Source organism: Paraburkholderia sp. BR14374, from assembly GCF_040948685.1.
Taxonomy (GTDB): Bacteria; Pseudomonadota; Gammaproteobacteria; order Burkholderiales; family Burkholderiaceae; genus Paraburkholderia; species Paraburkholderia youngii.
In genome coordinates this window covers 645154-671790 of the sequence record NZ_JBFPKF010000002.1, presented here as the reverse complement: position 1 = coordinate 671790, position 26637 = coordinate 645154, and the positions used below count along the sequence as shown (strand labels likewise).

The window sequence follows — 26637 nt, the reverse complement described above, 5'->3', positions numbered from 1 at the left end:
GTCATTTAAAAAAAGTGCCCGCCGGGGGACGGAGCACAAAACTGTTTGCCGTGGCATTACCGGCGCCGGCTGCCTGGTTGATTTGCACGATTCCGCTCGCGTTACGGAAGGCATCGCTGGAAATGCTTGCCTCGCGCACGCCGTGAATCGTGTTCGACCGCCCCGGACTGCCGTTTTTCGGGGCCGTCGCGGATAGCTCCCCATCCGAGACGGTCTCGACTCCGAGCGCCGCAGTCCCGATCTGGGTGCTGTTGCGCTGCAGATTCCCTGCTCCGGCCGACTGGTTCACCAGCACCGCGCCGGATGTGTTCGAAAACGCATTGGCCTCGATCGACGCTTGCGCGCGCGGCACGTTGGCGAGCACCGACGCGCATTGCACGCTGGCGTTCGCGTTGCCGACGGCGGCGCCATTCGTTACCGTGATCTGGTTGATCTGCGCGTTGTCGAGGCCAGCGGTTTCGTTGACCGAGAGCGCGCCCGTCGCGCCCATGCCCGCGCCGCTGCCGATGGTCGCGGTGGCGCTGACGACCGGCGCCGCCGCCGACTGCGCGTGGGCCTCGCCGGCGACGAGCGCAGCGACGCCCATGCACAGGCACGCGCAGACGCGCAGGGCAGTGCGCGCCGAAGTGAATTGCAGTGATTCGAGCGATGGCAGCGAGGGGCGCAGGCGCGTGTTCATTTCAGACCTCCGGGTGCGCCGCCGAGCACGTTCGATAGCGGCGCGAGCGCGCCCGTCACGGACGAGCTGATCGTGCCGCCGACGCCCGTCGCCGGTCCGCCGATGCCGCCCGCGTTCAGCGGGATCGTATTGCCGGTCGCCTTGCCGGAGAGGATCTGCGTGACGGCCTGCATGCCGGTGCCGCCGAGCACGCCGCCGGCGACGACGCCGTTCGAGCCGTGCGCGTTGGTCAGATCGGTGTCGCCGACGAGCGTCGCGATCGTCGGGTCGAACGAGTTGGCCGGGAACGTGGTGGCGCGCACCGCGACCGGGTCCTCGTCACGCGGCACGGGGACGAACGCGTCGCGCGGCGTGACGCTGCGCTCGACGATGATGTCGCCCGGATTGGCGACCTGCTCGGCATACGCATGGCTCGCGAAGCAGGCGCTGACGAGGACGCTGGCGAGGAGGGCGGTGCCGGCCAAAGCGGTGCGCGGCAAGACGGGAGCGTTGCTGAACGACGCCGCCGGCAGCCCGAGGGCGCGCGGCGTCTGGTGGTTCGTGCTCATGTCCCGGTCCCTTCTCTGTTGTTGCTTGTGTCCCGCCGTCGTGGGGCGCGTCACCTTTCGCGCGCCCACCGGTCCCGCATTCCCTGGTTATTTGCTATCGGTTCGTTGCTTCATCCTGCTCACTTGCGCTGGTATGTCGCGACGTTGCCCTGGGCGGCGCGTGCTGCATCGACGGGCACGGGCAGCGGCGAGGGCGGGGCGATCTCGTCCCACAACGTCACCTGGTTGCCGCCGCCCTGCATCAACTGTGGTGTCGCGGCGACCATCAACATGCCGAGCGCGCCGCCGCGTTGCCGCGACAGCATCTGGTCGTCGAGCGAAATATCGTTCATCGATGCAGCATCGCCAGCCCGGTTCGACGCGTTGGCGGCAAGCTGGCTGCCGTCGTCCGCGGCAACCGGCGAAGCGGTTTGCGGGCTGGCGGAGGCGGGGTCGGTGGCATCGTTGAAATCCGCCGGCGTGACGGAACGCGTCGGGTCGGCTGGCGTTGTCTGGGTGCCGGCCCTCGCCGGCAGGGCGGTGAGCGCCAAGGCTGCGCAAATTGCGAAGAATGGTGCGCGGCGGCTTATCAGATCGATGCGGAATGCGAGTCGCATGATGTGTCTCCCTGGTGTTCGCCAATTAGCGAAACATGTGCCATCGCTCGCAATCCATTGATGCGTCTGGCGCCCATCGGCGGAATGACTACTAATGCGTTCCAAATCAGGAAAAAACGTTGCAGCCCTGAAACGGGTCAGCAGAAAATACCTATAATTCGATAATCTGTAAGGTACGAACTACCGTCGCGGGAACGCTGCGAAAAGCGCTTCCACTAATGTTTTATTTGTCGGCTGAATATATGGCGATCGGCCGCTAATCCATGATGGTCAAGGGGTCCATCGATTAAATTCGCATAATTGTTTTCGAAGCGGCGCACGTATAGTAAGCTCTCGAAAACAGCTTCAGATTTAAAAAAGGCCCATATCAGGCCGTCTCAAACACACACGCCGCTTTCTTGGGGATCAGCTGTCCGCACGGAATGGAATGGCCGTTCGGGTTTTGCGATTCGCGAATCCCGGACGAGTCAGCGTGTCTGAACCTCAGTTTCAGGTGCATGCGTCGTCCTTAACGTTCGTTAACGAGAGGATCTGAATAATGGAACCCGCAGCGCGGCAACTGATTTACGTTTCGCGTGACCCGAGCGCGGAACTGAATACGCGTTTTATGCAGCGTGGCTGGCATGTGGAAGTCGTGGGATCGGCGCGCGATGCGCGCCGAGCAGTGCGCACCGGCTCGGCAGCTGGCGGCCTGCTCGATTTGTCCAGTGATTTCCAGCCGCACGAAATCGCCGCTTTTGAATCCTGTTTGACCATGCCGAACGTCGGCTGGGTCGCTGCCACTGCGCCTGGCCAACTGCAAGACGCCGCGTTGCGCCGGCTCGTGCGCGACTACTGTTTTGATTACGTGACGGTGCCGTCTTCTGGCGACCGTATCGTCGACTCGGTCGGTCATGCGTACGGCATGATCTCGCTGAGCGACGCGACCCCGCACGACGGTTTGCAAGGCGCCGAGGGCGAAATGGTCGGCTCGTGCGACGCGATGCTCGCGCTGTTCCGCTCGATCCGCAAAGTCGCGATGACCGACGCGCCGGTGTTTATCTCCGGCGAATCGGGCACCGGCAAGGAGCTGACGGCGGTCGCGATTCATGAACGCTCGGCGCGGCGCAACGCGCCGTTCGTGCCAATCAATTGCGGCGCGATTCCGCCGCATCTTCTGCAATCGGAACTGTTCGGCTACGAGCGCGGTGCGTTCACCGGCGCGAACCAGCGCAAGATCGGCCGAGTCGAAGCGGCCAACGGCGGCACGCTGTTTCTCGACGAAATCGGCGATCTGCCGCTCGAAAGCCAGGCGAGCCTGTTGCGCTTCCTGCAGGAGCGCAAGGTCGAGCGGCTCGGCGGACATACCGCGATCGATGTCGACGTGCGCATCATTTCGGCGACGCACGTGGACATGACCGCGGCGATGATCGAAGGACGCTTCCGTTCCGACCTGTATCACCGCCTCTGCGTGCTGCAGATCGACGAGCCGCCGCTGCGTGCGCGCGGCAAGGACATCGAGCTGCTCGCGCGACACATGCTCGAACGTTTCAAGAAGGATGCGAGCCGCCGCCTGCGTGGCTTCGCGCCCGACGCGATCGCCGCGCTGCATAACTACGGCTGGCCCGGCAACGTGCGCGAGCTGATCAACCGGGTGCGGCGCGCGATCGTGATGTCGGAAGGACGCGCAATCACCGCGCGCGACCTCGAACTCGCCGAATACGTCGAGATCGTGCCGGTGTCGCTCGCGCAGGCGCGCGAAGCGGCGGAACGTCAGGCGATCGAGCTTGCGTTGCTGCGGCATCGCGGGCGGCTCGGAGACGCGGCACAGGAGCTCGGCATCTCGCGGGTGACGCTGTACCGGCTGCTGTGCTCGCACGGCATGCGCCATATGGAAGGCGAGCCGATCTCGGCGCCGCACGGCGATTTGCCGGCGTCGGTGCAGCATCTGTAAGCGGCGAGGCTGGCGACGCGGCTTGTGAAGGTCTGGCGCGTCGCCTCGAAGCACTTTGCGTGCACGGTTTAGCCGCTCGTGTATCGCGTGCCGAGTCGTTTTCCTTCCCGCCTGACATTCCCCTCGATATTTCCCATGCGGCGCGCCACGCCTCGGCGTCGTCCGGTCGCGCTTGTTAGAATCGGGCTTTGCTCAATTCCGTGAGCGCGCCTGATCGGGTTCGCGCCGCGTCGAAGGAAACCGCATGAAACAATACCTGGACCTCGTCCGCACGATTCTCGATACCGGCACGTGGCAGGAAAACCGCACCGGCATTCGCACCATCAGCATGCCCGGTGCGATGCTGCGCTTCGATCTGCAGCAAGGCTTCCCCGCGGTCACGACGAAAAAGCTCGCGTTCAAGTCGGCGATCGGCGAGCTGGTCGGGTTTCTGCGTGCCTCGCGCAGCGCCGCGGATTTCCGCGAGCTCGGCTGCAAGGTGTGGGACGACAACGCGAATCAGAACGCGCAGTGGCTCGCCAATCCGTATCGCGAGGGCCCCGATGATCTCGGTGACGTGTACGGCGTGCAATGGCGCAAGTGGCCGGCCTATAAGGTGCTCGACGCCAGCGCCGGTGCGCAGCTGGCCGACGCGCAGGCGCGTGGTTTTCGCGCGATCACGCAGTTCGACGAAGATGGCCGCTCGAAGGTATTGCTTTACAAGGCGATCGACCAACTGCGCCAGTGTCTCGACACGATCATGCAGAACCCCGCCGATCGACGGATTCTGTTCCATGCCTGGAATCCGGCCGTGCTCGATCAGATCGCGCTGCCGGCTTGCCATCTGCTGTACCAGTTCCTGCCGAACGTGACGCGCCGCGAAATTTCGCTGTGCCTGTATATCCGCAGCAACGACGTCGGGCTCGGCACGCCGTTCAATCTGACCGAGGGTGCGGCGCTGCTGCACCTGGTCGGACGGCTGACGGGCTATACCCCGCGCTGGTTCAGCTATTTCATCGGCGACGCGCATATCTACGAGAATCAGCTGGATATGCTGCATCAGCAACTCAAGCGCGAGCCGTACGAGAGTCCGCGGCTCGCGATTTCCGATCGCGTGCCCGACTACGCGAAGACCGGGGTGTACGAGCCGGAATGGCTCGAGAAAATCGAGCCGGCGGATTTCTCGCTGATCGGCTATCAGCATCACGAGCCGCTGACGGCGCCGATGGCGATCTGATGTCGGTGGAAGCGGGGCGATAGCGTTCGCCCCCCGATATAGAAAAGCCCCGCGATGGCGTGTATCGCGGGGCTTTTTCGTTGCCGGAACGGCAGGTGTCCTGCTCAGCTCCTGTGATGGTCGTCGCGATTGCCGCCGCCCTGGTGCTGCTCGACGTGTTGCGGCTGCGGCTGGGGTTGCGGGCGTGGCTGCTGCACCGGCTGGGGCCGCGGTTCAGGGCGTGGCTGCTGCATCTGCATCTGCATCTGTGGACGCGGCTCTGGCCGGGCTTGCGGCACCGGCATCGGCTGTGGACGCGGCTCGAAATGCGGCTGCTGCGCCTGCTGGAATTGCGGCTGGGGCCGAGGAGCTTGCGGCATCGGCTGCGGACGCGGCTCGAAATGCGGCTGCTGCGCCTGCTGCAACTGCGGCTCGGGCCGAGGGGCTTGCGGCATCGGCTGCGGACGCGGTTCGAAATGCGGCTGTTGCGCCTGCTGCATTTGTGGTTCGGCACGCGGTTGCTGCGGCGGGACGGCGCGCGGCGCCTGTTGCATCGCAGGCGGATGCCAGTTCGAACCACGCGCCTGTTGCTGCACGGCCAGGTTTTCCGGCGGATGCGGCACACCGGACTGCGGCGCGAAGCCCGGCTGTTGCAGGTGGCCGGGCTGTTCCATGCGCGGCGCCTGCTGCGCCATCGGCGGATGCGGCTGCGTCCATGCGGGCTGAGACCTGCCGACCGCGCCCCATTCCTGCGGCGCGCCGTGCTGCCCTGCGTGCGCTGCCGCGTCGGCTGGATTACCGCCGACTGCTTGCGGTGGCCGCGGCACACCGTTCGACGGACGGCCCAGATTGCCCACGAGCCCGCTCTCGCCGGGCTGCGGCGGACGTCCGTTGCCGACCATCTGCGGCGGCATGCCCGCACGCGCTTGCGCAGGCGCCTCGCCACGCGGCACCGCGGCGCCAGCTTCGCCGGGCCGCTGACCGGCCTGTTCGACGCCATGCGGCGCGTTGCCGCCCATTGCGCCAGGCATGCCAGGCGCACCTGCCGCCATCCCCGGCGGACGTCCCGGCACATGCGATTGCACGACCCGCACGTTCGCCATCGGCAGCGCGCCAGGTGCACCGCTCATATGCGCGGGTACCGAGGTGCGCACGACCGGCTGGCCGCCGCCGGGCACCCGGCCGCCGCTTTGCGCGAAGCGCTGCGCGAGTTCGTCGTGGAAAGCGGCGGGCATGACGGGATTGCGGGTCGCGACGACCGGCCGACCGACGACGCTCGCCGGTGGTCGATAGTTCGCACGCCGCAGATCCGACCCGAAGCTTTCGCGCACCGGCGCGATCCCCGGTGCGCCCGGATTGATTCGCGCGTTGCGCCACCGCACCGGGTCGACCTTCTGCGAGAAGCGTCGGACCGGCTGACCGTGCACGAACGCGGTCGCCGGCACGGCCGTCACACAGCCCGGCACGCGATAGTTCACGTACGTGTTCACGTTGCGGTGGTAGTCGTTGTAGATCGTCGCGCGGTTCACGCGGTTGTAATAGCCGGCGCTCCAGCGATCGTGACCGCCCCAATGCGGATGCCACGGCTCGCCCGGCCCGAGCGGAAACCACGCGACCCCCGCCGCGATCACGCCGCCGACCGCCAGGTTGACACCCCAGTCGGCGCCGCCGTCGTCATTACCGACGAACGCGACCAGCGCCGGCGCATAGGCCGGCGCCACGTCCGCTTCGAGCGGACCGGGCACCCAGGCCCACGCGCCGTCGATGTCGGCCCAGCGGCCGTAGTGGTACGGCGCGAAGCCCCAAGGCTGGTCGTCGACCCAGGTCCAGCCCCACGGCGCCTGCCAGACCCAGTGGCCGTCGTGATACGGCGCCCAGCCGGCCGGCGTCGCGTTCGGCACCCACACTGCGCCGTACTGCGGCGTCTCGCGCCATGTGCCGTTGGCATCGAGATCCTGGTAGCCGGGGATGTCGCGCGACACGTAGCGCGCCGACAGCGAGCGGTCTTCGGTGGCGTCGCGGCTGGCGGCCCATTGGTCGAGCTCGTCGGCGGCGGGCGCGCGGTTGTCGGCGAGTTGCTGCAGGTTGGTGCCGGCAAAGCGGATCTGCTGACCCGCCGCAATCGGCACCTGGCCGCCGTCGCCGTAAGCGATCGCGCTGCCGCTGCGCACGGTGACGGTCGTGCTGCTGCCGTCGGGGGCGACGTCGACGCGGTAGTCGCCGGGACCGTTCACGCCGAGCGCAAGATTCGGCGTGTCGATTTCATACGACGACCCCGGCGCGAGTTCGCGCACGCGTGTCGACAGCGTGCCTTGCGCGACTTTCAGTTGCGCGGTTGAGTCGTCGAGGTTGAGCACGTCGAGGCTCGTGTTCTGGCCGAGGCGCACCGCGGTCGAGCCGATGTGCAGCTCGGAGCGGGCGTTCTGGTCGTTCCACAGCTGGTCGCCGGTCGTCAGCGGCCGGTTGATCTGAGCATACGACCAGTCGGTCGCGCCGGCGGGCTCGGTGGTCACGGCCCCGGCCGTGTAGTTCAGACGCGCGATGCGCCCAGGCGGATCGCCCCCGGACGCTTCGCCGCCCGACCCGACGGCTACCGCGGCTGGTGGCGCAGGTGGCGCTTCCTGCGCGAGAGCGGTTTGCGCGGCGAGCGCGACGACCGCGGCCGCGATCAGCGTATAGCCGCTGGTCCGGCGATGAATCCCCGCTTGCCGCACTTGTTGCTTGGCGTGTGTCATGACTGATCTCCGGCGGACGCGGCAATCGGCCGGGTCCGTTCAGTCACTGTACCTGCCGCCTATGTTTCAAGGCCCGCACATTTGTAAGGTGGATTCGCTCGCCTGTAACAAAAGGTCTCGCGCGGGTCTCGCGCGGGTCTCGCGGCTCCGCGGCAAAGCCGGTTCAGCGGTCTATGCGGCCAGAAACGCATCGAATTGCTGATGGCCGGCCGGCGTGACGCGCAGCACGCGCGGCCGCTCCGTCCGCTCGACCCAGCCATGCGCCGACCACGCGTCGAGCAACGCCGCGCCCAGCGCACCGCCCAGATGCGGCCGGCGCATGCTCCAGTCGAGGCAGGTGCACGCGAAGCGCCGCCGCCGGGTCTTCTGCGCGGCGAGATCGATGCCCCAGTCGGCGAAGCGGGCGGCGCCTTGCGCGGTCGCTTCGAGCGAGGCGCCGTCTTGCGTCAGCAACCCGCGCTCGAGCATGCGCTCGAACATCCGCACCGACAGCTCGCCGGCCATGTGGTCGTAGCAGGTGCGCGCAAAGCGCATTTCCAGCGGCACGGTGCGTGCCGGACGCGGCACGGAGCGCTGCGGCGCGCTGACTTGCGCGACGTTCGCGAGTGCTTCGATCGATGCGGCGATGTCCGCCGACGCGATGCGGAAATAGCGATGCCGGCCGCGCACTTCGAGCGCGAGCAGCCCGCCGTCGGTAAGCCGTCCGAGATGGGCGCTCGCCGCCGATGGCGACAGCCCCGCGATCATCGTCAGTTCGCCCGCGGGGCGCGCGCTGCCGTCCATCAGCGCCCACAGCATCGCGGCGCGGCCGGGATCGGCGAGTAGCGCGCCGATGCGGCTCAGGCCGGGGAAGTGGTTCTGGTCGTCTAATAGGGGGGCGGTCATCGCGAATCTCCTGAAGGGCGCAAAGGGCGCCGCCACGATTCCCACTCTACCCGCATCAGGTATTCGATGTTTCAGCTTTGCGTGAACAATCAATGTGACGGACGTGTCACGCTCGCCCGCATTCCCGCGCCGTCTCGTGCCGCCAGGCTAGAATCGAAGCCTGTTCTTGCAGGAATTCGATGTGATGAAAGCGCTTCTGGCCGTCGCCGCGACCGTTCTGCTGTTTACCGCCTGCGCAGGGGGCGGAGCCGGCTCGGGCTCGGCCGGCAGCGGCAGCATCAGCATGTACGGCACCATCGACCAAGGGATCACCTTTCACAACTAGGCCGCCCGCCGGCCCATCGGCGTGCCGCGCGCCGCGTCTTCCATGCGACGCCGCGCCGCGCGCAATATTGCGCTCGTATAATCGCCTCCTTTCAATGCATCCGATTGACCGGAGTCAAGATGAGCACTGTTCCCACCGCACCGCTGGACCGTTCGGAAACCACCTTCCGCTTTCTCGCCGAGCCGACCTCAGTCAACTTCGGCGGCAAGGTGCACGGCGGCGCGCTGATGAAGTGGATCGACGAAACCGCCTATGCATGCGCGGCGGTATGGTCGGGGCGCTATTGCGTGACGGTCAGCGTCGGCAATATCCGTTTTCGTCGGCCGATTCTCGTCGGCAATCTGGTCGAACTGCGCGCGCGCGTCGTTGCCACCGGCCGCACCAGCATGCACATCCACGTGTCGGTGCACGCGGGCGACCCGAAGGGCGGCGAACTGCTGCAGACCACCGACTGTCTCGTCGTGATGGTCGCCGTCAACGAGAACGGCCATCCGGTGCCGGTGCCCGCCTTCTTGCCGGAGACCGAGGAGCAGAAGCGCCTCGCCAAGTACGCGATGGACGTGAAGGAAGCGCTCGACGCGATCGTCGAGCTGAAGCCGGAAGAAGTCGCGCAGGGGAAAATCTGAGCGCAGCGCGGCGGCGCGCGGCGCGCCCGTTTGCGCGCCTTCCGTCACGCCGCCTCGCGGATTATCATGCCGTGCGTCCGACCATATCGTTCGGTCGCACCCACTCGTCGAACTGCTGCTCGGTGACATAGCCGAGCGCCAGTGCCGACGCCTTCAGCGTCGTGCCTTCCTTGTGCGCCCTTTTCGCGATCTCCGCGGCCTTGTCGTAGCCGATGTGCGGATTGAGCGCCGTCACCAGCATCAGCGATTCGTTCAGCAAGGTATCGATGCGCTCGTGATTCGGCTCGATGCCGACCGCGCAGTTGTCGTTGAAGCTCTGCGCGCCGTCGGCGAGCAGGCGCACCGACTGCAGCAGGTTGTGCGCGATCATCGGCCGGAACACGTTCAGCTCGAAGTTGCCGCTCGCGCCGCCGATGTTCACCGCGACGTCATTGCCGAACACCTGCGCGCACAGCATCGTCAGCGCTTCGGACTGGGTCGGGTTGACCTTGCCCGGCATGATCGAGCTGCCCGGCTCGTTTTCGGGGATCGACAGCTCGCCGAGACCGCAGCGCGGGCCGCTCGCGAGCCAGCGGATGTCGTTGGCGATCTTGTTCAGGCTCGCCGCTACCGTTTTGAGCGCGCCGTGCGCGAAGACGAGCGCGTCGGCCGCGGCCATTACCTCGAACTTGTTCGGCGCCGACACGAACGGCAAACCGGTCAGCTTGCCGATCGCGGCGGCGACGCTGTCGGCGAACTTCGGATGCGCGTTCAGGCCCGTGCCGACCGCGGTGCCGCCCTGTGCGAGCTCGTACAGGTGCGGCAGTGCCGACTCGACGTGCCGGATGCCATGCTCGAGCTGCGCGACATAGCCGGAGAATTCCTGGCCGAGCGTGAGCGGCGTCGCATCCTGCAGGTGCGTGCGGCCGATCTTGACGATATCGGTAAACGCTTTCGCCTTGCCGTCGAGCGTATCGCGCAACCTTTTCAGCGCGGGCAGCAGATGCTTGACGATCGCGTCCGCGGCGGCCACGTGCATCGCAGTAGGAAACACGTCGTTCGACGACTGCCCGCGATTCACGTCATCGTTCGGATGCACCTTGCGCGCTTCGCCGCGCTCGCCGCCGAGTAGCTCGCTCGCGCGGTTCGCGATCACCTCGTTGAGGTTCATGTTGGTCTGCGTGCCCGAGCCGGTCTGCCAGACCGCGAGCGGAAATTCGCCCGGATGCTTGCCGTCGATGATCTCGTCGGCCGCTTGCATGATCGCGCGCGCCTTCTGCTCGTCGAGCACCCCGAGGCCGAGATTGACTTCGGCGGCCGCGCGCTTGATTACCGCGAGCGCGGTGATCAGTTCGGGCGACTGCTTTTCCGTCGAGATCTTGAAGTTCTGCAGCGAGCGCTGCGTCTGCGCGCCCCACAGGCGAGCGTTCGGCACCGCGATTTCGCCGAAGGTGTCCCGCTCCATCCGTACGTCTTCAGTCATGGTTGACTCCGCTTCTCAAAGTTCCGAGTTGACAGGCAATAACGAGAATAGACCGGTTAGCACATTCCGGTAAAAACCGGCCTGCGGATCGAAAATGTAGGTGCGTGTCTCGCCGTTCTCGACGTCGGTCCAGACGAGCGGCGAGAGCGGCGCGCCGATCGAGCGCAGATAGGCGAGCTGCGCCGAGTCGGCGAGCGTTACGTGGTAGCTCTGCTCCGGCTGGGTCCCGCGCTCGAAGATTCTCGCGACCTGATTCGCCAGTTCGGGGCTGTGGATCACGAGCGCCAGCTCGGTGTTCAGATTGGCCGAGCGCGGATCGAGGTTCATCGAGCCGATCACGAGAATCTTGTGGTCGATCACGTAGGCCTTCGCATGCAGGCTCGCGCGCGAACGCGAGCCGACCAGCCCGACGTTCGGCGTTTCCTGGCGCGGCCTGAATTCGTACAGCTCGACGCCGGCCTTCAGCAGCGGCACGCGGAACGGACTGTAGCCGGCCTGCACGGCGACCGCGTCGGTGGCCGCGAGGGAGTTGGTCAGCACCGCGATACGGATGCCGCGATGCGTGAGCTCGCTGGCCGCCTGCACCCCCGCGGCGTGCGGCACGAAGTAGGGCGACACGATCAGGAAATCGTGCTGCGCGTCGCGCATCAGTTCGCGCAGCCGCGCGAGCGGCGGACTCACGTAGTCCGGCGACGGATGCTCGATCTTCTCCGGCAGGTCCACCCTGAATTCCGCGTCCGCCCACGTGAGGCCGAGTTGCTCGCTCGTGATCTGCGCGGCAAGCGGCGTCGCGTTCAGCGGTTTCGCGTTGTACGGATCGGCGTTGGTGCGCCAGTGATGACGCAGGTCGTCGCGCGTCTGGTCGAGTTCCTTCTGGTCGAACTTCTGCTTGTTCAGCGCACGCAGCGGATAGGCGAGTTCGCTGTTCCAGTAGTCGTCGAAACTCGCGGAGACGTCGGCGACGATCGGGCCCGCCGCGAGCACGTCGAGGTCGCGGAACTGCAGCGTTTCACTCGCGCTGAAGTACTCGTCGCCCAGGTTGCGACCGCCGACGATCGCCAGCTGGTTGTCCGCGATCATCGCCTTGTTGTGCATGCGGCGCGTGAAGTGGCCGATCTGCGTGAACAGGTTCGCGGTGCGCTCGAACAAGCCTTCCTGCGCGCTGCCGAACGGGTTGAATACGCGGATCTCGATGTTCTCGTGCGTGTCCAGGCCCGCCATGATGCGGTCGATGTCCTTGAAGTTCAGGTCATCGACCAGCATGCGCACCCGCACGCCGTGATCGGCCGCATATAACGCGGCGCCGAGCAGCAGCTTGCCGGTGGTGTCCTCGTTGGCAATGTAGTACTGCATGTCGAGGGTTTTGGTCGCCGCGCGCGCAAGTGCGATGCGCATTTGCAGCGCGTCGGTGCCGTTCGCCAGCACACGGAAACCCGACTGCTCCGGATGCTTCGCCTCGAGCGGCGCAAGCGCTTCGCGCAGCGGCGTATCGGCGGTGGCCGGCAGCGCGTGCGTCACCTGGCGGTCGAACGCGGTGGCGGGCGGCTTCGTCGCGCAGGCGGTCAAAAATGCCGCCGCGCAACAGAGCAGGAAGATTTGCCTCGTTGTGCTGACTATCGAGCGGCGGCGCGCGGCCTGCCGATGTTGTTCGAATTGGCCCTGCACGCTGTTTTCCCCTTGTTGCAAGCTTTTCGCGTGGCGACAGCGAAGGCCTGTGCACGCTGTCGAGAAAATCATTCTAAGGGAATTGGGGCGCGGGTTCCGCGTACGTCGGCAAACGCAGCGGAGTGCCGCGCGTTGGTCGGGAGGGCGCCGCGGTTCGGTGATCGATCACCTGCTGCAAACCGCGGCGCGCGGAGGCTGTATCAGACGCGCTCGACGTGCAGCGCGCGCTCGCCATCGGGATGCGTCGAGCCTTTCGCCGGTCGGCCCGCCCACACGCCCGCGAGCAGCGAACCCGAGAGGTTGTGCCAGACAGAGAACAGCGCGCCTGGCAGCGCGGCGATCGGCGTGAAGTAGAGCTTGCCGAGCGTCGCGGCGAGGCCGGAGTTCTGCATGCCGACTTCGATCGCGAGCGTCCGGCAGACGGCTTCGTCGAACCCGAGCAGACGGCCGCCCCAGTAGCCGCCGAGCAGGCCGATGCCGTTGTGCAGTACGACGCCGACCATCACGAGGAAGCCCACCGACGCGATGCTCTTCTGCGTGCCGCCCACCACCGCGCCGATGATCAGCACGATCGCGACCATCGACACGAGCGGCAGGATCGGTTCGATCTTGCGCACCAGCTCGCCGAACAGATGATTGACGACGAGACCGACGACGATCGGCAGCGCGACGATCTGCAGGATGCTCACCAGCATGCCGTGCACATCGACGGCGATCGACGCATCGACGTAAAGGCGCGTGAGCAGCGGCGTCGCGAATACGCCGACGAGCGTCGACAGCGCGCTGATCGTCACCGACAACGCGACGTCGCCGCGCGCTAGATAAATCATCACATTCGACGCGGTGCCGCTCGCAACGCTGCCGACCAGCACCATGCCGGCGGTCAGGTCGGGCGGCATGCGCAGCGCCTTCGCGATGACCCATGCGGCGAGCGGCATCACGAGGTAGTGCAGCACGATGCCGGCGATCACCGGCGCGGGCCGCGTGAACACGCGCAGGAAATCGCCGGCCGACAGCGTGACGCCCATCGCCAGCATGATGATCGTCAGGAGCGAGGTGACGTGCGGCGCGACGCCGGAAAAAGAGGCCGGCGAGAAGTACGCGACGACCGAGACGAGCACGGCCCAAAGCGGAAACAGGCGGGTGACGCGGGCAAGCATGGCGGGTGGTCCTTGGTTATGTTGTATCGCGAGAAAGCGGGGGCCGCGGCGCGGCCGGGTGTCGGCTGGCGTTGCGGCATTCGTCGCGCCGAAGCGGGTGAAGCGGCTACGGCAAGCGCCGTGGCGAAAGCGCGGCAAACACGGGCGGCCAATCGAAGCCGCACGCATCGCGGGCAATGGTGGGTGCTCCCGCGGCGCCAGTCCGGCTTTTGCCTTGGTGAGGCGCGCCGTCGTGCGGTTCCTGGCGCGTGAGCGCGGGTTAGCGCTCGCGTGCAGCGGCGGGCATTTTACCTTTTACAGTGAGTGCTTCAGGAGCGAGACTTGCCGCTGCGCCGCTCAAACCGAGCGCGCGGGCGGTGTGATTGATGCCACCGTCGGCGGTTGCCGGCCGCTCAGCTTGTGAAAACGCAGTGTCATCAGCAGCGCGACGCTCGCGAGGCCTGCCGCCAGCCCCCACCACAAGCCGCGCGCGCCGAGGCCGGCGTGAAACGCGAGCAGATAGCCGGTCGGAAAGCCGATCACCCAGTAGCCGAACGCGGCGGCGATCATCGGGATGCGGGTGTCCTTCAGGCCGCGCAGACAGCCGGAGCCCACCGCCTGCATCCCGTCGACGACCTGGAAGATCGCCGCCACGCCGAGCAGCGAACTGGCGAGCGCGATGGTCGGCGCGTTGGCGGGATCGTCGAGATGCAGATACAGGCCGACGATCCAATGCGGCGCGGCGATCAGCATGAGACCCGACATCGACATGAAGCCGACGCCGAGCGCGAGCGCGACGAAGCCCGCGTGGCGCGCGGCGAGCGGCTGACCGGCGCCGGCCCAGTAGCCGACCCGCACATTGGCCGCCTGGCCGATCGACAGCGGCACCATGAACGCGACCGACGCGACGTTCAGCGCGATCTGATGCGCGGCCAGTTGCGATTCGCCGAGCAGGCCGACCATCAGGCCGGTGGCAAGGAACAGCGTCGACTCGACGCCGTAGGTGATCGCGACCGGCCAACCGATGCCGAACAGCTCGCCCATCAGCGGCAGCTTCGGCCGCGTCGCGACGACGAAATGCCGGAAGCGCGGCCGCAGATGCAGCAGCGCCATCAGCACGAGCGCGGTCAGCCACACGGTGATCGTGGTCGCGGCCGCGGAGCCGAGAAAGCCGAGCCGCGGCAGCCCATACGCGCCGTGAATCAGCCCGTAGTTCAGAAAGCCGTTCACGCCGACGCTCACCAGCGACACCCACAGCAGCCGCCGCGCCGCGCCGATCGCCGGCAGGAACGAGCGCATCAGGCCGACGCCGATCAGGCTCGCGGGTGCGCCCCAGCGCAGCACCGCCGCGTATTGGCCGACGTTGTGCGCGAGCAGGCCCGGCTCGCCGAACGCGCGCAGGATGTGCGACGCGAACGACAACAGAATGAACGCCGGCACCGCCAGCAGCACCGACAGCAGGAAACCGGTCCAGTAGATATGCGGCACGCGGCCGTCGTCCTGCGCGCCGCGCGCGTGCGCGACGCTGACGCTGACCGAGGTCAGCACGCCCTGCAGCAGCGTGACGACCACGAAAAATAGATTCGCGCCGAGGCCGCCGGCGGCGAGCGCGTCGGGGCCCAGCGAGCCGAGCAGGATCGTGTCGGTCACGCTCATCGCCATCTGCGACAGTTGCGCGATCGCGAGCGGCGCGGCGAGCCGCGCGGTGTCGGCCGCGTGGCGGGATAGGGTCGGCGGCCGGCTGGCCGCGTGGGCGAAGCTGGGTTGAGTCATCGAATGCCTGGCGGCGAAAGTTGGCAACTGCGGCGGCAACCGCAGTGGCGACAGTGAGAGGCGGGCGCAAGCGGTGCCGCATTGCATCGCGCTGCGCTCCGACGGGCGATGGAGCGGCGGGGCAGCGGGCGGAGAAATTCCGCGGCGCGGCGGCGAGCCGGTCAGCCGACTCCACGCCCGTGGCGCGGTCCGTCGTTTACCTGTCGAAACCGACAGCTTATTGCCTCGCCCGGGCGATGTCGATGGACAACGCACAGTTCCGGTGCGCGGCGTCCTGCGAATTTCCGGAGTGGCGTCAGCCTTCGTGGACCGCGATCCGCGTGTCGCCGAGCAACACGACCTGGCCCGCGCGGATCTTGCAGGTCTTGCGGGTCTCGACCCGGCCATCGACCATCACGGCGCCGTCCGCGACCATCATCTTCGCGGAACCGCCGCTATCCGCGAGGCCCGTGATCTTCAGCAGATTGTGCAGTTCGACGTACTCGCCGGTCAGCGTGAAATTGAGATTGGGCATGACTTTGCACCTTGGGCACGGGTCGCGTTGGGGGTTCGCATCATAAAGCAAGTGCACGGCGGCGCGTCGGCGCGGGGCCGTCTCGCCTGTGTCGGATGCATCCAGCGAGCCATTGCGCAAGCAAATGAAAGTAGATGTTATTCAGTTGTGGAGAGTGAAACGTTGCGTAACGCTGGTCGCGCCGGACGGATTTCACTCCTAAAGTCCACCTCAGCAGCAAAGCCCGCTGGTATTCCGGGACCGCTCCCCGGCCACCCATCCAGCGACGCATAGACCGGGCGGGGCGCGTGAGCCATTCCGTCATCACGACGCCAGAGAGTCCGCCCGTGTCACAACTAAGTCTAGAGAGGATAGCCATGACCCAGATTCGTACGCTCCTGATCGGTACCGCCCTCACCGCTTTTGCCGCGACGGCCGCCGTCGCGCAGACCGCGCAGCCGGCAACAGGCATCGGCGGTCAGGCGCAGATCCAGAGCCAAGGGGCCGCCGAGATGGCGCCGCCGTCCGCGGCCGGCGCCCAAGGCATGCAGGCCGAGCCGTCGGCGCAAGGCATGCAGCAAGTCCCGGGCGCGCCCGCCGCGCAAGGCGTCGCCGCGCCGCCGCCGGGCCGTCTGACGGCTTTGGGCTCGACCGACCCGCTCGTACAGAAGCGCGACGCCGACGCGAAGGCCAACGCCGAGTATCGCGCGGCGAAGAAGTCCTCGAAAGCGGAACTGAAGGCTGAGCAGAAGGCCGCGAAGGACCAGTACAAGGAGCAGGTGCGCGGCGCGAAGCTGAACCAGAAGGCGGACAAACAGAGCGCCAACAACGAAATGAAGATGGAGATGGAAGGGCAGGCTGCCGCGCAGACCGACGGCGCGGACATCAAGCATTAAGCCCTGCTGGATGCCGCGGCGCGTGGGTCGGCGAGGCTCGCGCGCCGGGGGCGTCTGTCACTTTGCAAGCTGTGCCTCAGGGAGAACCCAAATGAACATCGACCGTTCCAGCCGAACCCGCATTTACGCCGCGCTGATCGCGGCTTGCCTGTCATCGGCCGTGCTCGCGCAGACCGCCGACCCGGCTTCGGCACCCGCCACGCACGCTGACAAGAAGGCCGCGAAAGAGCAGGCGAAGGCCGACAAGAAAGCCGCGGTCGCCCAGGCGAAAGCGGACAAGACCAAAACCGACGCGCAGGCCGATGCCGACAAGGCCGCCGCTGAGGCCAGCGTGAAGGACGCGAAGAAGCAGTAGTAGCGCGCGGCGTAGACCGCCAGGCAGGCGCCCCAAAAAAGGGGCGCTTGTCGCATTGGGTTGTATGGATATACAGTGTGCGTCGCATCCTGAAAATCCATCCAACCCGCAAAAACCGCTCAGTGTCCACCGTCGCCGAATCCGCTCCGTCGTTCGATACCGCCGCCTGGCTCGCCAAGCTCAACGACGCTCAACGCGAAGCCGTCGAATACGGGACCGACACGCCAGACGCGCTGCCCGGCGCGCTGCTCGTGATCGCGGGCGCGGGCTCCGGCAAGACCAACACGCTCGCGCATCGCGTCGCTAATCTGGTGGTGAAGGGCGCCGATCCGCAGCGCATCCTGCTGTTGACCTTCTCGCGCCGCGCGGCGCTCGAAATGACCCGCCGCGTGACACGCATCACCGGCGCCGCGGCGACCACCGTCGGTGCACGCGCCGCGCTCGCGCAAGGGCTGACGTGGGCGGGCACGTTTCACAGCGTCGGCGCGCGGCTGTTGCGCGAATACGCGGATCTGATCGGCCTCGCGCCCGCGTTCACGATCAACGACCGCGAAGACTCCGCCGACCTGATGAACCTCGTGCGCCACGAACTCGGACTGTCCGCGAAAGAACGGCGCTTTCCGGCGAAGGGCACCTGCTTCGCGATCTACTCGCGCGTCGTCAACACCGGTGCATCGCTCGGACAGGTATTGGACAGCGCGTTTCCGTGGTGTCGCGAGTGGGAGGACGACCTGCGCAGGCTGTTCGCCGCGTACGTCGACGCCAAACAGAAGCAGAGCGTGCTCGACTACGACGATCTGCTGCTCTACTGGTCGCACATGGCCGCCGAGCCCAGCATCGCGGCCGATCTGTCGGCGCGCTTCGACCACGTGCTGGTCGACGAATACCAGGACACCAACCGCCTGCAGGCGTCGATCCTGCTCGCGCTGAAGCCGGACGGCCGCGGCCTGACCGTGGTCGGCGACGACGCGCAGTCGATCTATTCGTTTCGCGGCGCGACCGTGCGCAATATCCTCGATTTCCCCACGCAATTCGAGCCGCCCGCGATGCAGGTCACGCTCGAGCGCAACTATCGCTCCACCGAGCCGATTCTCGCCGCGTCGAACGCGGTGATCGAACTCGCGAGCGAGCGCTACACGAAGAATCTGTGGACCGACAAGGCGTCGGCGCAGCGCCCGCGCCTCGTCACGGTCGCCGATGACGCCGCGCAAGCTCGCTACGTCGTCGAGCAGGTGCTCGAAGCCCGCGAGCAGGGCGTCAAGCTGAAGTCGCAGGCGGTGCTGTTCCGTGCCGCGCATCACAGCGCCGCGCTCGAGATCGAGCTCACGCGCCGCAACATCCCGTTCGTCAAATTCGGCGGGCTCAAATTTCTCGACTCGGTGCACGTGAAGGACGTGCTCGCGGTGCTGCGCTGGGCCGAGAATCCGCGCGACCGCGTCGCCGGCTTTCGCGTCGTGCAGCTGCTGCCCGGCGTCGGTCCGGCCACCGCGGCGAAGGTGCTCGACGACATCGTCGCGCGCGCGGATGGCGGCGATCCGGTCGCGACCGCGGGCGGTGTGCTGGCCGCGTTTGCGGCGCCCGCAAGGGCGCAAGAAGACTGGCATCCGTTCGTCAGGCTGATGTCGAGCGTGTATGGCCGGCAAACGCCGTGGCCCGCCGAGTTCGAGATGGTGCGGCGCTGGTACGAACCGCATCTGGAGCGCAATCACGAGGACGCCGCGATCCGTCACGCGGACCTGCTGCAGATGGAAAGCATTGCGGGTACCTATCCGTCGCGAGAGCGCTTCCTGACCGAGTTGACGCTCGATCCGCCCGACGCCACCAGCGACGAATCCGGCGTGCCGCTGATCGACGAGGATTACCTGATCCTGTCGACGATCCATTCGGCGAAGGGCCAGGAGTGGCGCAACGTGTTCGTGCTGAATGGCGTCGACGGCTGCATTCCGTCCGACCTGGGCACCGGCAGCGACGAGGAAATCGACGAGGAGCGGCGCCTGCTCTACGTGGCGATGACGCGCGCGAAGGAAGACCTGCATATCGTCGTGCCACAGCGCTTTTACGTGCACAACCAGACCCATCTGGGCGACCGCCATGTGTGGGCGTCGCGTACGCGCTTCATCGCCACGCCGATGCTGCCGTTGTTCGACGCGTACGCATGGCCGCGCGTGCCGGTGGCGAGCGCGCCAAGCGCGGCGGGGCTCGCGGCGGCCGCGCAGGCCAGGATTGAGATCGCGGCGAAGCTCAGGAAGATGTGGGACTGAGCGGCCGGCGCCGCTCAGTTCAGTCGAAGCTCAACGCGGCTGCCGCTGCTGTTGCTGCGCGACCGGAGGCGGCGGCACGAAGAAATTGCGCAGCCATGCCGCGAGCCGCGAGAACACGTCGTACGGCTCCTCGACGAAAATCTCCGGCTTCAAAAGCCGCAGATACTCCATGATCTGCTGCGCTTCCTGCTTCTGGAACGTGCCGTGCGAAATGCCGAGCCGCAACAGCCCACGCAGTTCGCCGAGCTTCTCGCGCGCGGTGCTGCCGACGCTCGTCTCGCACGCGATCTTCGCCTCGTAGACGCGCTGGCGCAGCGATTCGACCAGCCGCCATGCCGGCGTCTGCATCACTTCCTCGAGCGCCTGGATGTCCTGCACCGTGCTCTTGATCTGCGCGGCGAGCGGATCGACCAGCGTCGCGTCGCCTTCCGCTTCCTTGACGATCGCGGCGGCCCAGTCGCGGCATTGCCTGGTGAGCTCCTCGGGCGTCCATTCCGAGCGCGCCGCGAAACCGAAGCCGAACTCGCTCGCCTGACGCATCAGGATCGACACGACGTCGGGAAACTCCTTGTCGAGCGTGCGTTTGGCCCACGCGTACTGGCCGCCTTGCAGCATCCGCTGCACCGCGTGCTCGGTGAGCGGCACCATGTTGTCGAGCAGCTTCGCGCGCAAGAAATCTTCGAACGACGGCGTCGCGAACTGCGGGTCGAGCTTCAGCGAGACCCGCAAAAAGGCCTCGAAGTCTTTGCGCAGCGAAGCGACGGTTTCGTCCTTCAGTTTCAGGGTGATTTGACCCATGTGTTATCCCGTTTAATGCGGCCGCGCGCGGCGCGCCGTCGCACGATCGCCCGGTCACTCCCGGACCGAGGCGACGCGACGCCGGCTGCCGACGCGCTCGATTTCAAGCTGTTGCCGCGTAACCAACGGGACGACTCCCGATGAGCGGACCTCGACTGCATATCGGCGGGGTGGCGGGAAACTTGAGGGCGGCCCGGCGACGGTTGCGGGCTTTGGAGGGGTGCTTCGGGCGCTTGCGCGCCTCGCTGCCGCTGGGAGAGGGGGGCGCGGTCCGCGACGTGTCGACGGACCGCTGACGAGTCGATGAGCGTGGAGAAAGGGCGCGCTTACTTCAGCACCACGCACTGCCATACGAAGAACACGACGAGACCGATTGCGATCGTCAGCAGCGGCCTGCGCGTCACGGCACTGACGACGATCGCGGCGAGCGCGCCGACCAGCTGCGGATTGCGCCAGGTCAACTCGGCGTTGTTGCCGTGCGGCGACACGGCCATCGGGACGATGATCGCGGTCAGCACGGTGACCGGCACGAAGCTGAGCGCCGTGCGCATCAGCGGCGGGAACACGAGGCGCTCGCCGAGCACGAACACGGCCGCGCGGATCAACCACGTAATCGCGGCCATGCCGACGATCAGAACGACGTAGTTCATCGCGTCGCCTCCACCGGACGGCGCGCGCCACGCAGGTTCAGACGCGACATCGACAGCAGCACGCCGACCGCGACTCCCGCGAACACCGCGCCGAGCAGGCCGAGCTTATACGGCCACGCTTGCCAGAAAAACGCCAGCGTGCCGGCGGTGACGGCCGCCGCGATATAGCGCAGCGCGACCAGTTGCGGCACGACGATCGCGATGAACGTCGCGACCATCGCGAAGTCGAGGCCGAGCGACTGCAGGCCCGGGAAGGCCGCGCCGAACAGCAGGCCGGCGACGGTCCACAGCTGCCAGTTCAGATACATCGCGACGCCGGCGCCAAAGAAGTAGTACGGACCGACGGTACCCGGCTCGCGATGCCGGTAGTGCTCCCACGCGACCGCGAAGACTTCGTCGGTGAGCAGCGCGCCGAGCGCCCAGCGCCAGCGCTTCGGCAGATGCGCGACGTGCGGCGCGAGCGTGGCGCTATACAGCACGTGACGCAGATTGACGACGAGCGTGGTCGCCCAGATTACGGCGAAGCTCGCATGTCCGGCGATCAGCCCGAGCGCGATGAACTGCGCGGAACCCGCGAAGACGACGAGCGACATCAACTGGCCGTGCCACAGATGCAGCGGGCCGGACGTCACGAGCGTGCCGAAGATGACGCCGAACGGCGCGGCACCGACCATCATCGGGATGATGTCGCGCGCGCCGGCGGCGCATTCTTTGAGATGGCTGCCGCGGGTGGGCTGGCCTTGGGTGGAATCGGTCAATCTGAGCCTCCTTGATTTCGGAAGCATAGCGACTGACGGGCATTCGGACTTGTACGTTCTTGCGGCGGGTTGCCGGCGGGGGCTACGGCGTAGCGGGGGATGGCTGATGAAGGGCTGGCGCAGACAGGCGAATTGCGGCGCGATGCTCACTGCGTGCGGCGCACGCGACGGCGGTGCCGCATCGCGCGTTACGAGCCGCGCTGCGTTCCTTGCCATTGGCCCGGCGGCACGCCGAACATGCGCCGGAAATGCCGCGTGAAATGGCTCTGATCGGTGAAGCCACATGCGGCGGCGACGTCGGTCACCGGGACGCCGGCGCGCAACGGCGCGAGCGCGCGCTGCAGGCGCACCTGATTGCGCCACGCATGAGGCGGCAGGCCGGTCGATTGCGTGAATAGCCGCGCCGCGTGGAACGGCGACAGACCCGCGGCCTTGGCGACCTCGGCGAGCGTCACCGGTTCGACGAGGTCACCGGTCAGCCGCTCCTGCATCAATGCGACTCGAGTGTCGTCGGTCGCGACGCGCGCGGAGGCGGGGCGCGTCTGCGCATAGCGGACCAGCAAGGTGGACAGTGCGTCGAGCATCGCGGCTTCGGCGGTGAGCGCGTCGTCGCCGGCTTCGAGCAGACGGTGGGCGTGCGCGAGCCGCATCGCGAGATCGGGATCGCGGATCACGCCGGGCGCAAACCACGGCAAGGCCTGCGGCTTGCCGGCAACCTCGTCGGCAAGCGCGCGGAGGAACTCGACCGGCGCATACATCACGCGATACCGCCAGCCCGCCTCGACCGCCTTCGACCCCGTGTGCAACTCGCCCGGATTGATGATCGGCACGCTGCCCGCTTCGGCGACATGGTTCTCGCCGCGATACCGATAGCACTCCGCACCCGCGACGATCACCGGGATCGTGTAGGCGTCGTGCCAATGCGGCGCGAACTCGTGGTCGTGGTATTCGGCGGTAAGCAGATCCGCGCCGGGCAGTAGCGGCGTGCGCCAGTAGCGGGCGGAATCGCGGAAACGAGAGGTGGCGGTCATGACGAAAGTGCAGCTGGACCGGTCAGTTTAACGCGTCGTGGGCGGGGACGGCAGTGGGCGCGCAGGCGCGCTGCGTCGCGCCGCGTGCCGCTCGCGCCGTCAATTGACGGTACTTGCGTTACTTGAGCGGAATCGTCGTGCCGGTCGGCATCGGCACGGCGCTCACGCTGTTTTTCGCGCTGCCGCTGACCACACGGTCGCTGTAGGTCAGATAGACCAGCGCGTTGCGCTTCGTGTCGACCACCCGCACCACGTGCAGCGACTTGAAGATCAGCGACATGCTGACCGAGAACACGTCGTCCTTCTGCTTGATGGGGCCGGTGAAATGCAGCTCCCCGACCTGGCGACACGCGATCGACGCCTCGGTCGGATCTTCGGCGATGCCGAGCGTGCCTTTGACGCCGCCGGTCCGCGCCCGCGACACGTAGCAGGTGACGCCTTGCACGACGGGATCGTCATAGGCTTCGACGACCACGCGGTCGGAGCCTGTAACGTGAAAATTCGTATTGACGCTGGCGATTTCTTCGCCGTGCGCCGAAGAAAGCAGCAGGGCGCCGATCGCCGTGAGCGCGATGTGTAGCGAGGTGGATTTCATGAGCGTGCCGGTTGAGTGTCTGGAGTGAGCCGGCGCCAGAGGGGTGAAACGTGCGCCGTGAAGCCGCCATCGTATAACGGCGTGCCGCGCGCGTGAGGTGGGCGATCGGGGCGCAAAAACAAAAAGGCCCGCACGGATGCGGGCCTTTCAATTTTTTGGCTCCTCGACCTGGGCTCGAACCAGGGACCTACGGATTAACAGTCCGGCGCTCTACCGACTGAGCTATCGAGGAACAGCGGTACAACTTGATCTACATAAAAAACCCGTCTTGGTTAACGGGCTTTTGCAATTCTTGGCTCCTCGACCTGGGCTCGAACCAGGGACCTACGGATTAACAGTCCGGCGCTCTACCGACTGAGCTATCGAGGAACAGAACAACAACAGCAGAGAAGCGAAATTGTAGAGGCGGCTTAAACGCCTGTCAATACCTCTGCGTTCATCTTCATATTAATTCCTGCTCAGCGCGCGAGCAACGCGAGCTTATCCTTCACGTCCTTGAATTCCTCGGCTTCCGGCAGCGGTGCCTTGGTCTTCGTGATGCTGGGCCACGCTTTCGCCAGGTCGGCGTTCAGCGCGATGAAGTCCTGCTGGTCGCCAGGCACGTCTTCTTCGGCATAGATGGCGTTCACCGGGCACTCGGCTACGCACACGGCGCAGTCGATGCATTCATCGGGGTCGATCGCGAGGAAGTTGGGACCTTCGCGAAAGCAGTCCACCGGGCACACATCGACGCAGTCGGTATAGCGGCACTTGATGCAGCTTTCGGTCACAACGTGAGTCATTCAGGCAGCTCCTGCATGCGGAATCAGGGAAGGCGCGGACGCCAAAAGAGTTATTGTAACTTAACGTCAACAGGCAGATGAAACATCGGCCTGTGCGTCTTATATGTTTTTGTGATTAGTTTATGGGGTGCCGCGAACGGCCGCGGACAGCCGGCGCAGGCCGGCGGCACGATGGATGCGGACGCATTCGGGTAACATGCGTCAGGTTGGCGCGCCGCTCTGTTGAGCGCGTCCGTTGCAACGGGGCCGTGAGCCCGTTTCGTTTTTTCAGCGGTCCAGTTCGTACCATCATGATTATTACTTCGCTGCTCGATACCGATCTGTACAAGTTCACGATGATGCAGGTGGTGTTGCATCACTTCCCCGCCGCGAACGCGGAGTACCGCTTCCGCTGCCGCACGCCGAACGTCGATCTGGTGCCCTACATCGGCGAGATTCGCGACGAAGTGCGCAAGCTCTGCGAACTGCGTTTCACCGACGATGAGCTCGACTACCTGCGCCGCATGCGCTTCATCAAGGGCGACTTCATCGAGTTCCTCGCGCTGTTCCATCTGAACGAGAAGTACATTTCGATCACGCCGTCGCTGAAGGGCAATGGCGAAATCGACATCGACATCAAGGGGCCGTGGCTGCATACGATCCTCTTCGAAATCCCGGTGCTCGCAATCGTCAACGAAGTCTATTTCCGCAACACGCAGCAAACGCCCGACTATCACGTAGGCCGGGGCCGTCTGCTCGACAAGATCCAACTGCTCGGCGCGCGTCCCGAATACGCCGACTGCAAGATCGCCGATTACGGCACGCGCCGCCGCTTCTCGAAGCAATGGCACGAGGAGGTGATCCTCACGCTGAAGGAGGGCCTCGGCGAGCAGTTCGCCGGCACGAGCAACGTCTTCTACGCGATGAAGCACAGCCTGACGCCGCTCGGCACGATGGCGCACGAGTACCTGCAGGCTTGCCAGGCGCTCGGTCCGCGGCTGCGTGACTCGCAGACCTTCGGTTTCGAGATGTGGGCGAAGGAATATCGCGGCGACCTCGGAATTGCGCTCTCCGACGTGTACGGCATGCAGGCGTTCCTGCGCGACTTCGACATGTACTTCTGCAAGCTGTTCGACGGCGCTCGCCACGATTCCGGCGATCCGTTCGACTGGGGCGAGCGCCTGCTCAAGCACTACGAGGCGAATCGCTGCGACCCGCGCACCAAGGTCCTCGTGTTCTCCGACGCACTCGACATCCCGAAGGTGCTGCAGCTCTACGAGCGCTTCCGCGGCCGCTGCAAGCTCGCGTTCGGGGTGGGCACCAATCTGACCAACGACCTCGGCTACAACCCGCTGCAGATCGTGATCAAGATGGTCCGCTGCAATGGTCAGCCGGTCGCGAAATTGTCCGATTCGCCGGGCAAGAACATGTGCGAGGACAAGGCGTATCTCGCGTATCTGCGCCAGGTGTTCGGCATCGCGCAGCCGGAAGAAGAGGCGGCCAAGTAGCGCGCTTCGCGGCCTGCTTTTCGGTTCATCACCTGTTCATGATCTGCTCGCGTTCGGGGTGGTGCGGCGAACAGTGTCGCCGCACTCCCGACGCCCGGCAATATGCCGTTCGGCCAGGGTGTTTGCGTGGAAGGCCACCGGTATAATCCTCGCCATATCGCACGGCTGTCGACACGAGGATTTCGCCCATGGACACATCGATTGCCCGCCGCAACATCCTGGCGCGCATCCGCGCCGCGCAAGGGCGCGAGCCCGAGCCGAGCGCCGCCGAGCGTGAAGCCGCGGCGGACTATCTCGCGCGTCATCCGGCCGGGCCGCGTCCGGACATCCCCGCCGATCTGCGCGCGCAGTTCATCGAGGAAGCGCAGAAGATGGCGACCACCGTCGACACCGTTCAAACCCTCGCCGATGTGCCCGCCGCCGCGCATCGCTATCTGATGCAACACGGTTTGCCGTTGCAGGCCATCGCGTGGCAAACGCTGCGCGATCTGCCGTGGGCCGAAGCCGGCCTCGCCGTCGAATTTCGCAAACCCCAAGACAACGACGTGGTCGGCCTCACCGGCTGCTTCTGCGCGACCGCGGAGACCGGCACGCTCGTGTTGCTTTCCGGACCCGAGACGTATGCGTCGGCCGGGCTGCTTCCGGAGACGCATATCGCGATCGTACCGGCGTCGCGCATCGTCGCGGGTCATGAGGAGGCGTTCGGTCTGATTCGCAAGGAGCGCGGTGAGCTGCCGCGCGCGGTCAATTTCATATCGGGGCCGTCGCGCACCGGCGATATCGAGCAGACCATCGTGTTGGGCGCGCACGGCCCTTACCGGGTGCATGCGATCGTCGTGCAGGATGCTTGAACGCGTCGCGCGGCGGCTTGCTGACGCATATGCGACACACGCGGTATCCGTCGTTCGTGCGTTGGCAAACCGTCGCGCGTCCTGTATCGGCATGAGTTCGCTGTCTGGTCGCGCGGGCC

25 protein-coding genes and 2 tRNA genes are annotated in these 26637 nt (G+C 66.3%); 9 read left to right on the top strand and 18 right to left on the bottom strand.

The genetic code is table 11. The features are described 5' to 3' along the window. Position 1: 1 nt before the first annotated feature. The 3 genes from AB3X86_RS07010 to AB3X86_RS07000 all read right to left on the bottom strand — a co-directional run bounded on the left by AB3X86_RS07010 (position 2) and on the right by AB3X86_RS07000 (position 1823). Positions 2-679, bottom strand: coding sequence for a hypothetical protein (locus AB3X86_RS07010; protein WP_368595379.1), 678 nt, complete (start codon positions 677-679; stop codon positions 2-4). Next, positions 676-1227: a hypothetical protein gene (locus AB3X86_RS07005; protein ID WP_368595378.1), complete on the bottom strand. Its 552-nt coding sequence runs from the start codon at positions 1225-1227 to the stop codon at positions 676-678. The genes AB3X86_RS07010 and AB3X86_RS07005 overlap by 4 nt, the downstream gene beginning before the upstream one ends. A 119-nt stretch (positions 1228-1346) precedes the next feature. After that, the gene (locus AB3X86_RS07000) at positions 1347-1823 is read right to left on the bottom strand and encodes a hypothetical protein (RefSeq protein ID WP_368595377.1); all 477 of its coding nucleotides are present in this window, start codon (positions 1821-1823) and stop codon (positions 1347-1349) included. A 538-nt stretch (positions 1824-2361) separates the two neighbouring features. Here AB3X86_RS07000 and AB3X86_RS06995 point away from each other — a divergent pair. Then, the gene (locus AB3X86_RS06995; RefSeq protein ID WP_368595376.1) at positions 2362-3756 is read left to right on the top strand and encodes a sigma 54-interacting transcriptional regulator; all 1395 of its coding nucleotides are present in this window, start codon (positions 2362-2364) and stop codon (positions 3754-3756) included. 244 nt (positions 3757-4000) lie between these two features. Continuing rightward, complete coding sequence (locus AB3X86_RS06990; RefSeq protein WP_368595375.1) at positions 4001-4972, top strand: thymidylate synthase; 972 nt, start codon at positions 4001-4003, stop codon at positions 4970-4972. Between the two features lie 104 nt (positions 4973-5076). Here the strand turns inward: AB3X86_RS06990 and AB3X86_RS06985 are convergent, their stop codons facing one another. After that, complete coding sequence (locus AB3X86_RS06985; RefSeq protein WP_368595374.1) at positions 5077-7686, bottom strand: DUF6600 domain-containing protein; 2610 nt, start codon at positions 7684-7686, stop codon at positions 5077-5079. A gap of 171 nt (positions 7687-7857) precedes the next feature. After that, positions 7858-8571 carry an ArsR/SmtB family transcription factor gene (locus tag AB3X86_RS06980; RefSeq protein WP_368595373.1) on the bottom strand — a complete coding sequence of 238 codons (714 nt, stop codon included), beginning with the start codon at positions 8569-8571 and terminating at the stop codon, positions 7858-7860. Positions 8572-8737: 166 nt separating this feature from the next. On the opposite strand from AB3X86_RS06980, the gene AB3X86_RS06975 reads away from it, so the two are divergent. Both AB3X86_RS06975 and AB3X86_RS06970 read left to right on the top strand, forming a co-directional pair. Then, on the top strand, positions 8738-8896 hold the full coding sequence (locus AB3X86_RS06975; protein WP_368595416.1) for a hypothetical protein: 159 nt from the start codon (positions 8738-8740) through the stop codon (positions 8894-8896). Positions 8897-9015: 119 nt separating this feature from the next. Continuing rightward, positions 9016-9522 (top strand): acyl-CoA thioesterase, encoded by a 507-nt coding sequence (locus AB3X86_RS06970; protein WP_018433387.1) that lies wholly within the window; start codon positions 9016-9018, stop codon positions 9520-9522. A 64-nt stretch (positions 9523-9586) separates the two neighbouring features. Here AB3X86_RS06970 and fumC read toward each other — a convergent pair whose 3' ends face one another. The 5 genes from fumC to AB3X86_RS06945 all read right to left on the bottom strand — a co-directional run bounded on the left by fumC (position 9587) and on the right by AB3X86_RS06945 (position 16075). After that, positions 9587-10984 (bottom strand): class II fumarate hydratase, encoded by a 1398-nt coding sequence (gene fumC / locus AB3X86_RS06965; protein ID WP_368595372.1) that lies wholly within the window; start codon positions 10982-10984, stop codon positions 9587-9589. Positions 10985-10999: 15 nt separating this feature from the next. Next, on the bottom strand, positions 11000-12721 hold the full coding sequence (locus AB3X86_RS06960) for a phospholipase D family protein (RefSeq protein ID WP_368595371.1): 1722 nt from the start codon (positions 12719-12721) through the stop codon (positions 11000-11002). A 128-nt stretch (positions 12722-12849) separates the two neighbouring features. Then, on the bottom strand, positions 12850-13809 hold the full coding sequence (locus AB3X86_RS06955) for a bile acid:sodium symporter family protein (RefSeq protein WP_368595370.1): 960 nt from the start codon (positions 13807-13809) through the stop codon (positions 12850-12852). Positions 13810-14145: 336 nt separating this feature from the next. Beyond that, positions 14146-15561: an MATE family efflux transporter gene (locus AB3X86_RS06950; protein ID WP_368595369.1), complete on the bottom strand. Its 1416-nt coding sequence runs from the start codon at positions 15559-15561 to the stop codon at positions 14146-14148. A 295-nt stretch (positions 15562-15856) separates the two neighbouring features. Continuing rightward, positions 15857-16075: an RNA-binding S4 domain-containing protein gene (locus tag AB3X86_RS06945; protein WP_013090085.1), complete on the bottom strand. Its 219-nt coding sequence runs from the start codon at positions 16073-16075 to the stop codon at positions 15857-15859. A gap of 356 nt (positions 16076-16431) precedes the next feature. On the opposite strand from AB3X86_RS06945, the gene AB3X86_RS06940 reads away from it, so the two are divergent. The 3 genes from AB3X86_RS06940 to AB3X86_RS06930 all read left to right on the top strand — a co-directional run bounded on the left by AB3X86_RS06940 (position 16432) and on the right by AB3X86_RS06930 (position 19566). Continuing rightward, complete coding sequence (locus AB3X86_RS06940; protein WP_368595368.1) at positions 16432-16950, top strand: hypothetical protein; 519 nt, start codon at positions 16432-16434, stop codon at positions 16948-16950. 91 nt (positions 16951-17041) lie between these two features. Beyond that, positions 17042-17305 carry a hypothetical protein gene (locus tag AB3X86_RS06935; RefSeq protein WP_368595367.1) on the top strand — a complete coding sequence of 88 codons (264 nt, stop codon included), beginning with the start codon at positions 17042-17044 and terminating at the stop codon, positions 17303-17305. Between the two features lie 122 nt (positions 17306-17427). Next, positions 17428-19566: an ATP-dependent helicase gene (locus AB3X86_RS06930; RefSeq protein WP_368595366.1), complete on the top strand. Its 2139-nt coding sequence runs from the start codon at positions 17428-17430 to the stop codon at positions 19564-19566. A 30-nt stretch (positions 19567-19596) separates the two neighbouring features. Here AB3X86_RS06930 and AB3X86_RS06925 read toward each other — a convergent pair whose 3' ends face one another. The 8 genes from AB3X86_RS06925 to fdxA all read right to left on the bottom strand — a co-directional run bounded on the left by AB3X86_RS06925 (position 19597) and on the right by fdxA (position 24180). Then, entirely contained in the window at positions 19597-20364 is a 768-nt protein-coding gene (locus AB3X86_RS06925) for a DUF4088 family protein (RefSeq protein WP_368595365.1), read from the bottom strand. A gap of 326 nt (positions 20365-20690) precedes the next feature. Continuing rightward, entirely contained in the window at positions 20691-21014 is a 324-nt protein-coding gene (locus tag AB3X86_RS06920) for an AzlD domain-containing protein (RefSeq protein ID WP_176366113.1), read from the bottom strand. Continuing rightward, on the bottom strand, positions 21011-21772 hold the full coding sequence (locus tag AB3X86_RS06915; RefSeq protein ID WP_368595364.1) for an AzlC family ABC transporter permease: 762 nt from the start codon (positions 21770-21772) through the stop codon (positions 21011-21013). The genes AB3X86_RS06920 and AB3X86_RS06915 overlap by 4 nt, the downstream gene beginning before the upstream one ends. Positions 21773-21960: 188 nt before the next feature. Next, positions 21961-22803 carry an AraC family transcriptional regulator gene (locus AB3X86_RS06910; RefSeq protein WP_368595363.1) on the bottom strand — a complete coding sequence of 281 codons (843 nt, stop codon included), beginning with the start codon at positions 22801-22803 and terminating at the stop codon, positions 21961-21963. 118 nt (positions 22804-22921) lie between these two features. Then, on the bottom strand, positions 22922-23398 hold the full coding sequence (locus AB3X86_RS06905; protein WP_176105438.1) for a CreA family protein: 477 nt from the start codon (positions 23396-23398) through the stop codon (positions 22922-22924). Positions 23399-23554: 156 nt separating this feature from the next. Continuing rightward, positions 23555-23630 (bottom strand) — tRNA-Asn (locus AB3X86_RS06900). Positions 23631-23691: 61 nt separating this feature from the next. Continuing rightward, positions 23692-23767, bottom strand: a tRNA-Asn gene (locus AB3X86_RS06895). 89 nt (positions 23768-23856) lie between these two features. Further along, positions 23857-24180 (bottom strand): ferredoxin FdxA, encoded by a 324-nt coding sequence (fdxA, locus tag AB3X86_RS06890; RefSeq protein ID WP_176124190.1) that lies wholly within the window; start codon positions 24178-24180, stop codon positions 23857-23859. Positions 24181-24470: 290 nt separating this feature from the next. On the opposite strand from fdxA, the gene pncB reads away from it, so the two are divergent. Both pncB and AB3X86_RS06880 read left to right on the top strand, forming a co-directional pair. Beyond that, the gene (gene pncB, locus AB3X86_RS06885; RefSeq protein WP_368595362.1) at positions 24471-25667 is read left to right on the top strand and encodes a nicotinate phosphoribosyltransferase; all 1197 of its coding nucleotides are present in this window, start codon (positions 24471-24473) and stop codon (positions 25665-25667) included. A 188-nt stretch (positions 25668-25855) separates the two neighbouring features. Continuing rightward, positions 25856-26518 carry a lactate utilization protein C gene (locus AB3X86_RS06880; protein WP_184226542.1) on the top strand — a complete coding sequence of 221 codons (663 nt, stop codon included), beginning with the start codon at positions 25856-25858 and terminating at the stop codon, positions 26516-26518. Positions 26519-26637: the final 119 nt, after the last annotated feature.

What these genes read in the sequence shown, in the direction of transcription:
- AB3X86_RS06910 (WP_368595363.1), bottom strand. Translation starts at nt 22,803, where the DNA reads ATGACCGCCACCTCTCGTTTCCGCGATTCCGCCCGCTACTGGCGCACG.
- AB3X86_RS06995 (WP_368595376.1), top strand. Translation starts at nt 2,362, where the DNA reads ATGGAACCCGCAGCGCGGCAACTGATTTACGTTTCGCGTGACCCGAGC.
- AB3X86_RS07000 (WP_368595377.1), bottom strand. Translation starts at nt 1,823, where the DNA reads ATGCGACTCGCATTCCGCATCGATCTGATAAGCCGCCGCGCACCATTC.
- AB3X86_RS06990 (WP_368595375.1), top strand. Translation starts at nt 4,001, where the DNA reads ATGAAACAATACCTGGACCTCGTCCGCACGATTCTCGATACCGGCACG.
- pncB (WP_368595362.1), top strand. Translation starts at nt 24,471, where the DNA reads ATGATTATTACTTCGCTGCTCGATACCGATCTGTACAAGTTCACGATG.
- AB3X86_RS07010 (WP_368595379.1), bottom strand. Translation starts at nt 679, where the DNA reads ATGAACACGCGCCTGCGCCCCTCGCTGCCATCGCTCGAATCACTGCAA.
- fdxA (WP_176124190.1), bottom strand. Translation starts at nt 24,180, where the DNA reads ATGACTCACGTTGTGACCGAAAGCTGCATCAAGTGCCGCTATACCGAC.
- AB3X86_RS06920 (WP_176366113.1), bottom strand. Translation starts at nt 21,014, where the DNA reads ATGAACTACGTCGTTCTGATCGTCGGCATGGCCGCGATTACGTGGTTG.
- AB3X86_RS06880 (WP_184226542.1), top strand. Translation starts at nt 25,856, where the DNA reads ATGGACACATCGATTGCCCGCCGCAACATCCTGGCGCGCATCCGCGCC.
- AB3X86_RS07005 (WP_368595378.1), bottom strand. Translation starts at nt 1,227, where the DNA reads ATGAGCACGAACCACCAGACGCCGCGCGCCCTCGGGCTGCCGGCGGCG.
- AB3X86_RS06985 (WP_368595374.1), bottom strand. Translation starts at nt 7,686, where the DNA reads ATGACACACGCCAAGCAACAAGTGCGGCAAGCGGGGATTCATCGCCGG.
- AB3X86_RS06970 (WP_018433387.1), top strand. Translation starts at nt 9,016, where the DNA reads ATGAGCACTGTTCCCACCGCACCGCTGGACCGTTCGGAAACCACCTTC.
- AB3X86_RS06960 (WP_368595371.1), bottom strand. Translation starts at nt 12,721, where the DNA reads ATGATTTTCTCGACAGCGTGCACAGGCCTTCGCTGTCGCCACGCGAAA.
- AB3X86_RS06905 (WP_176105438.1), bottom strand. Translation starts at nt 23,398, where the DNA reads ATGAAATCCACCTCGCTACACATCGCGCTCACGGCGATCGGCGCCCTG.
- AB3X86_RS06940 (WP_368595368.1), top strand. Translation starts at nt 16,432, where the DNA reads ATGACCCAGATTCGTACGCTCCTGATCGGTACCGCCCTCACCGCTTTT.
- AB3X86_RS06945 (WP_013090085.1), bottom strand. Translation starts at nt 16,075, where the DNA reads ATGCCCAATCTCAATTTCACGCTGACCGGCGAGTACGTCGAACTGCAC.
- AB3X86_RS06935 (WP_368595367.1), top strand. Translation starts at nt 17,042, where the DNA reads ATGAACATCGACCGTTCCAGCCGAACCCGCATTTACGCCGCGCTGATC.
- fumC (WP_368595372.1), bottom strand. Translation starts at nt 10,984, where the DNA reads ATGACTGAAGACGTACGGATGGAGCGGGACACCTTCGGCGAAATCGCG.
- AB3X86_RS06925 (WP_368595365.1), bottom strand. Translation starts at nt 20,364, where the DNA reads ATGGGTCAAATCACCCTGAAACTGAAGGACGAAACCGTCGCTTCGCTG.
- AB3X86_RS06980 (WP_368595373.1), bottom strand. Translation starts at nt 8,571, where the DNA reads ATGACCGCCCCCCTATTAGACGACCAGAACCACTTCCCCGGCCTGAGC.
- AB3X86_RS06955 (WP_368595370.1), bottom strand. Translation starts at nt 13,809, where the DNA reads ATGCTTGCCCGCGTCACCCGCCTGTTTCCGCTTTGGGCCGTGCTCGTC.
- AB3X86_RS06950 (WP_368595369.1), bottom strand. Translation starts at nt 15,561, where the DNA reads ATGACTCAACCCAGCTTCGCCCACGCGGCCAGCCGGCCGCCGACCCTA.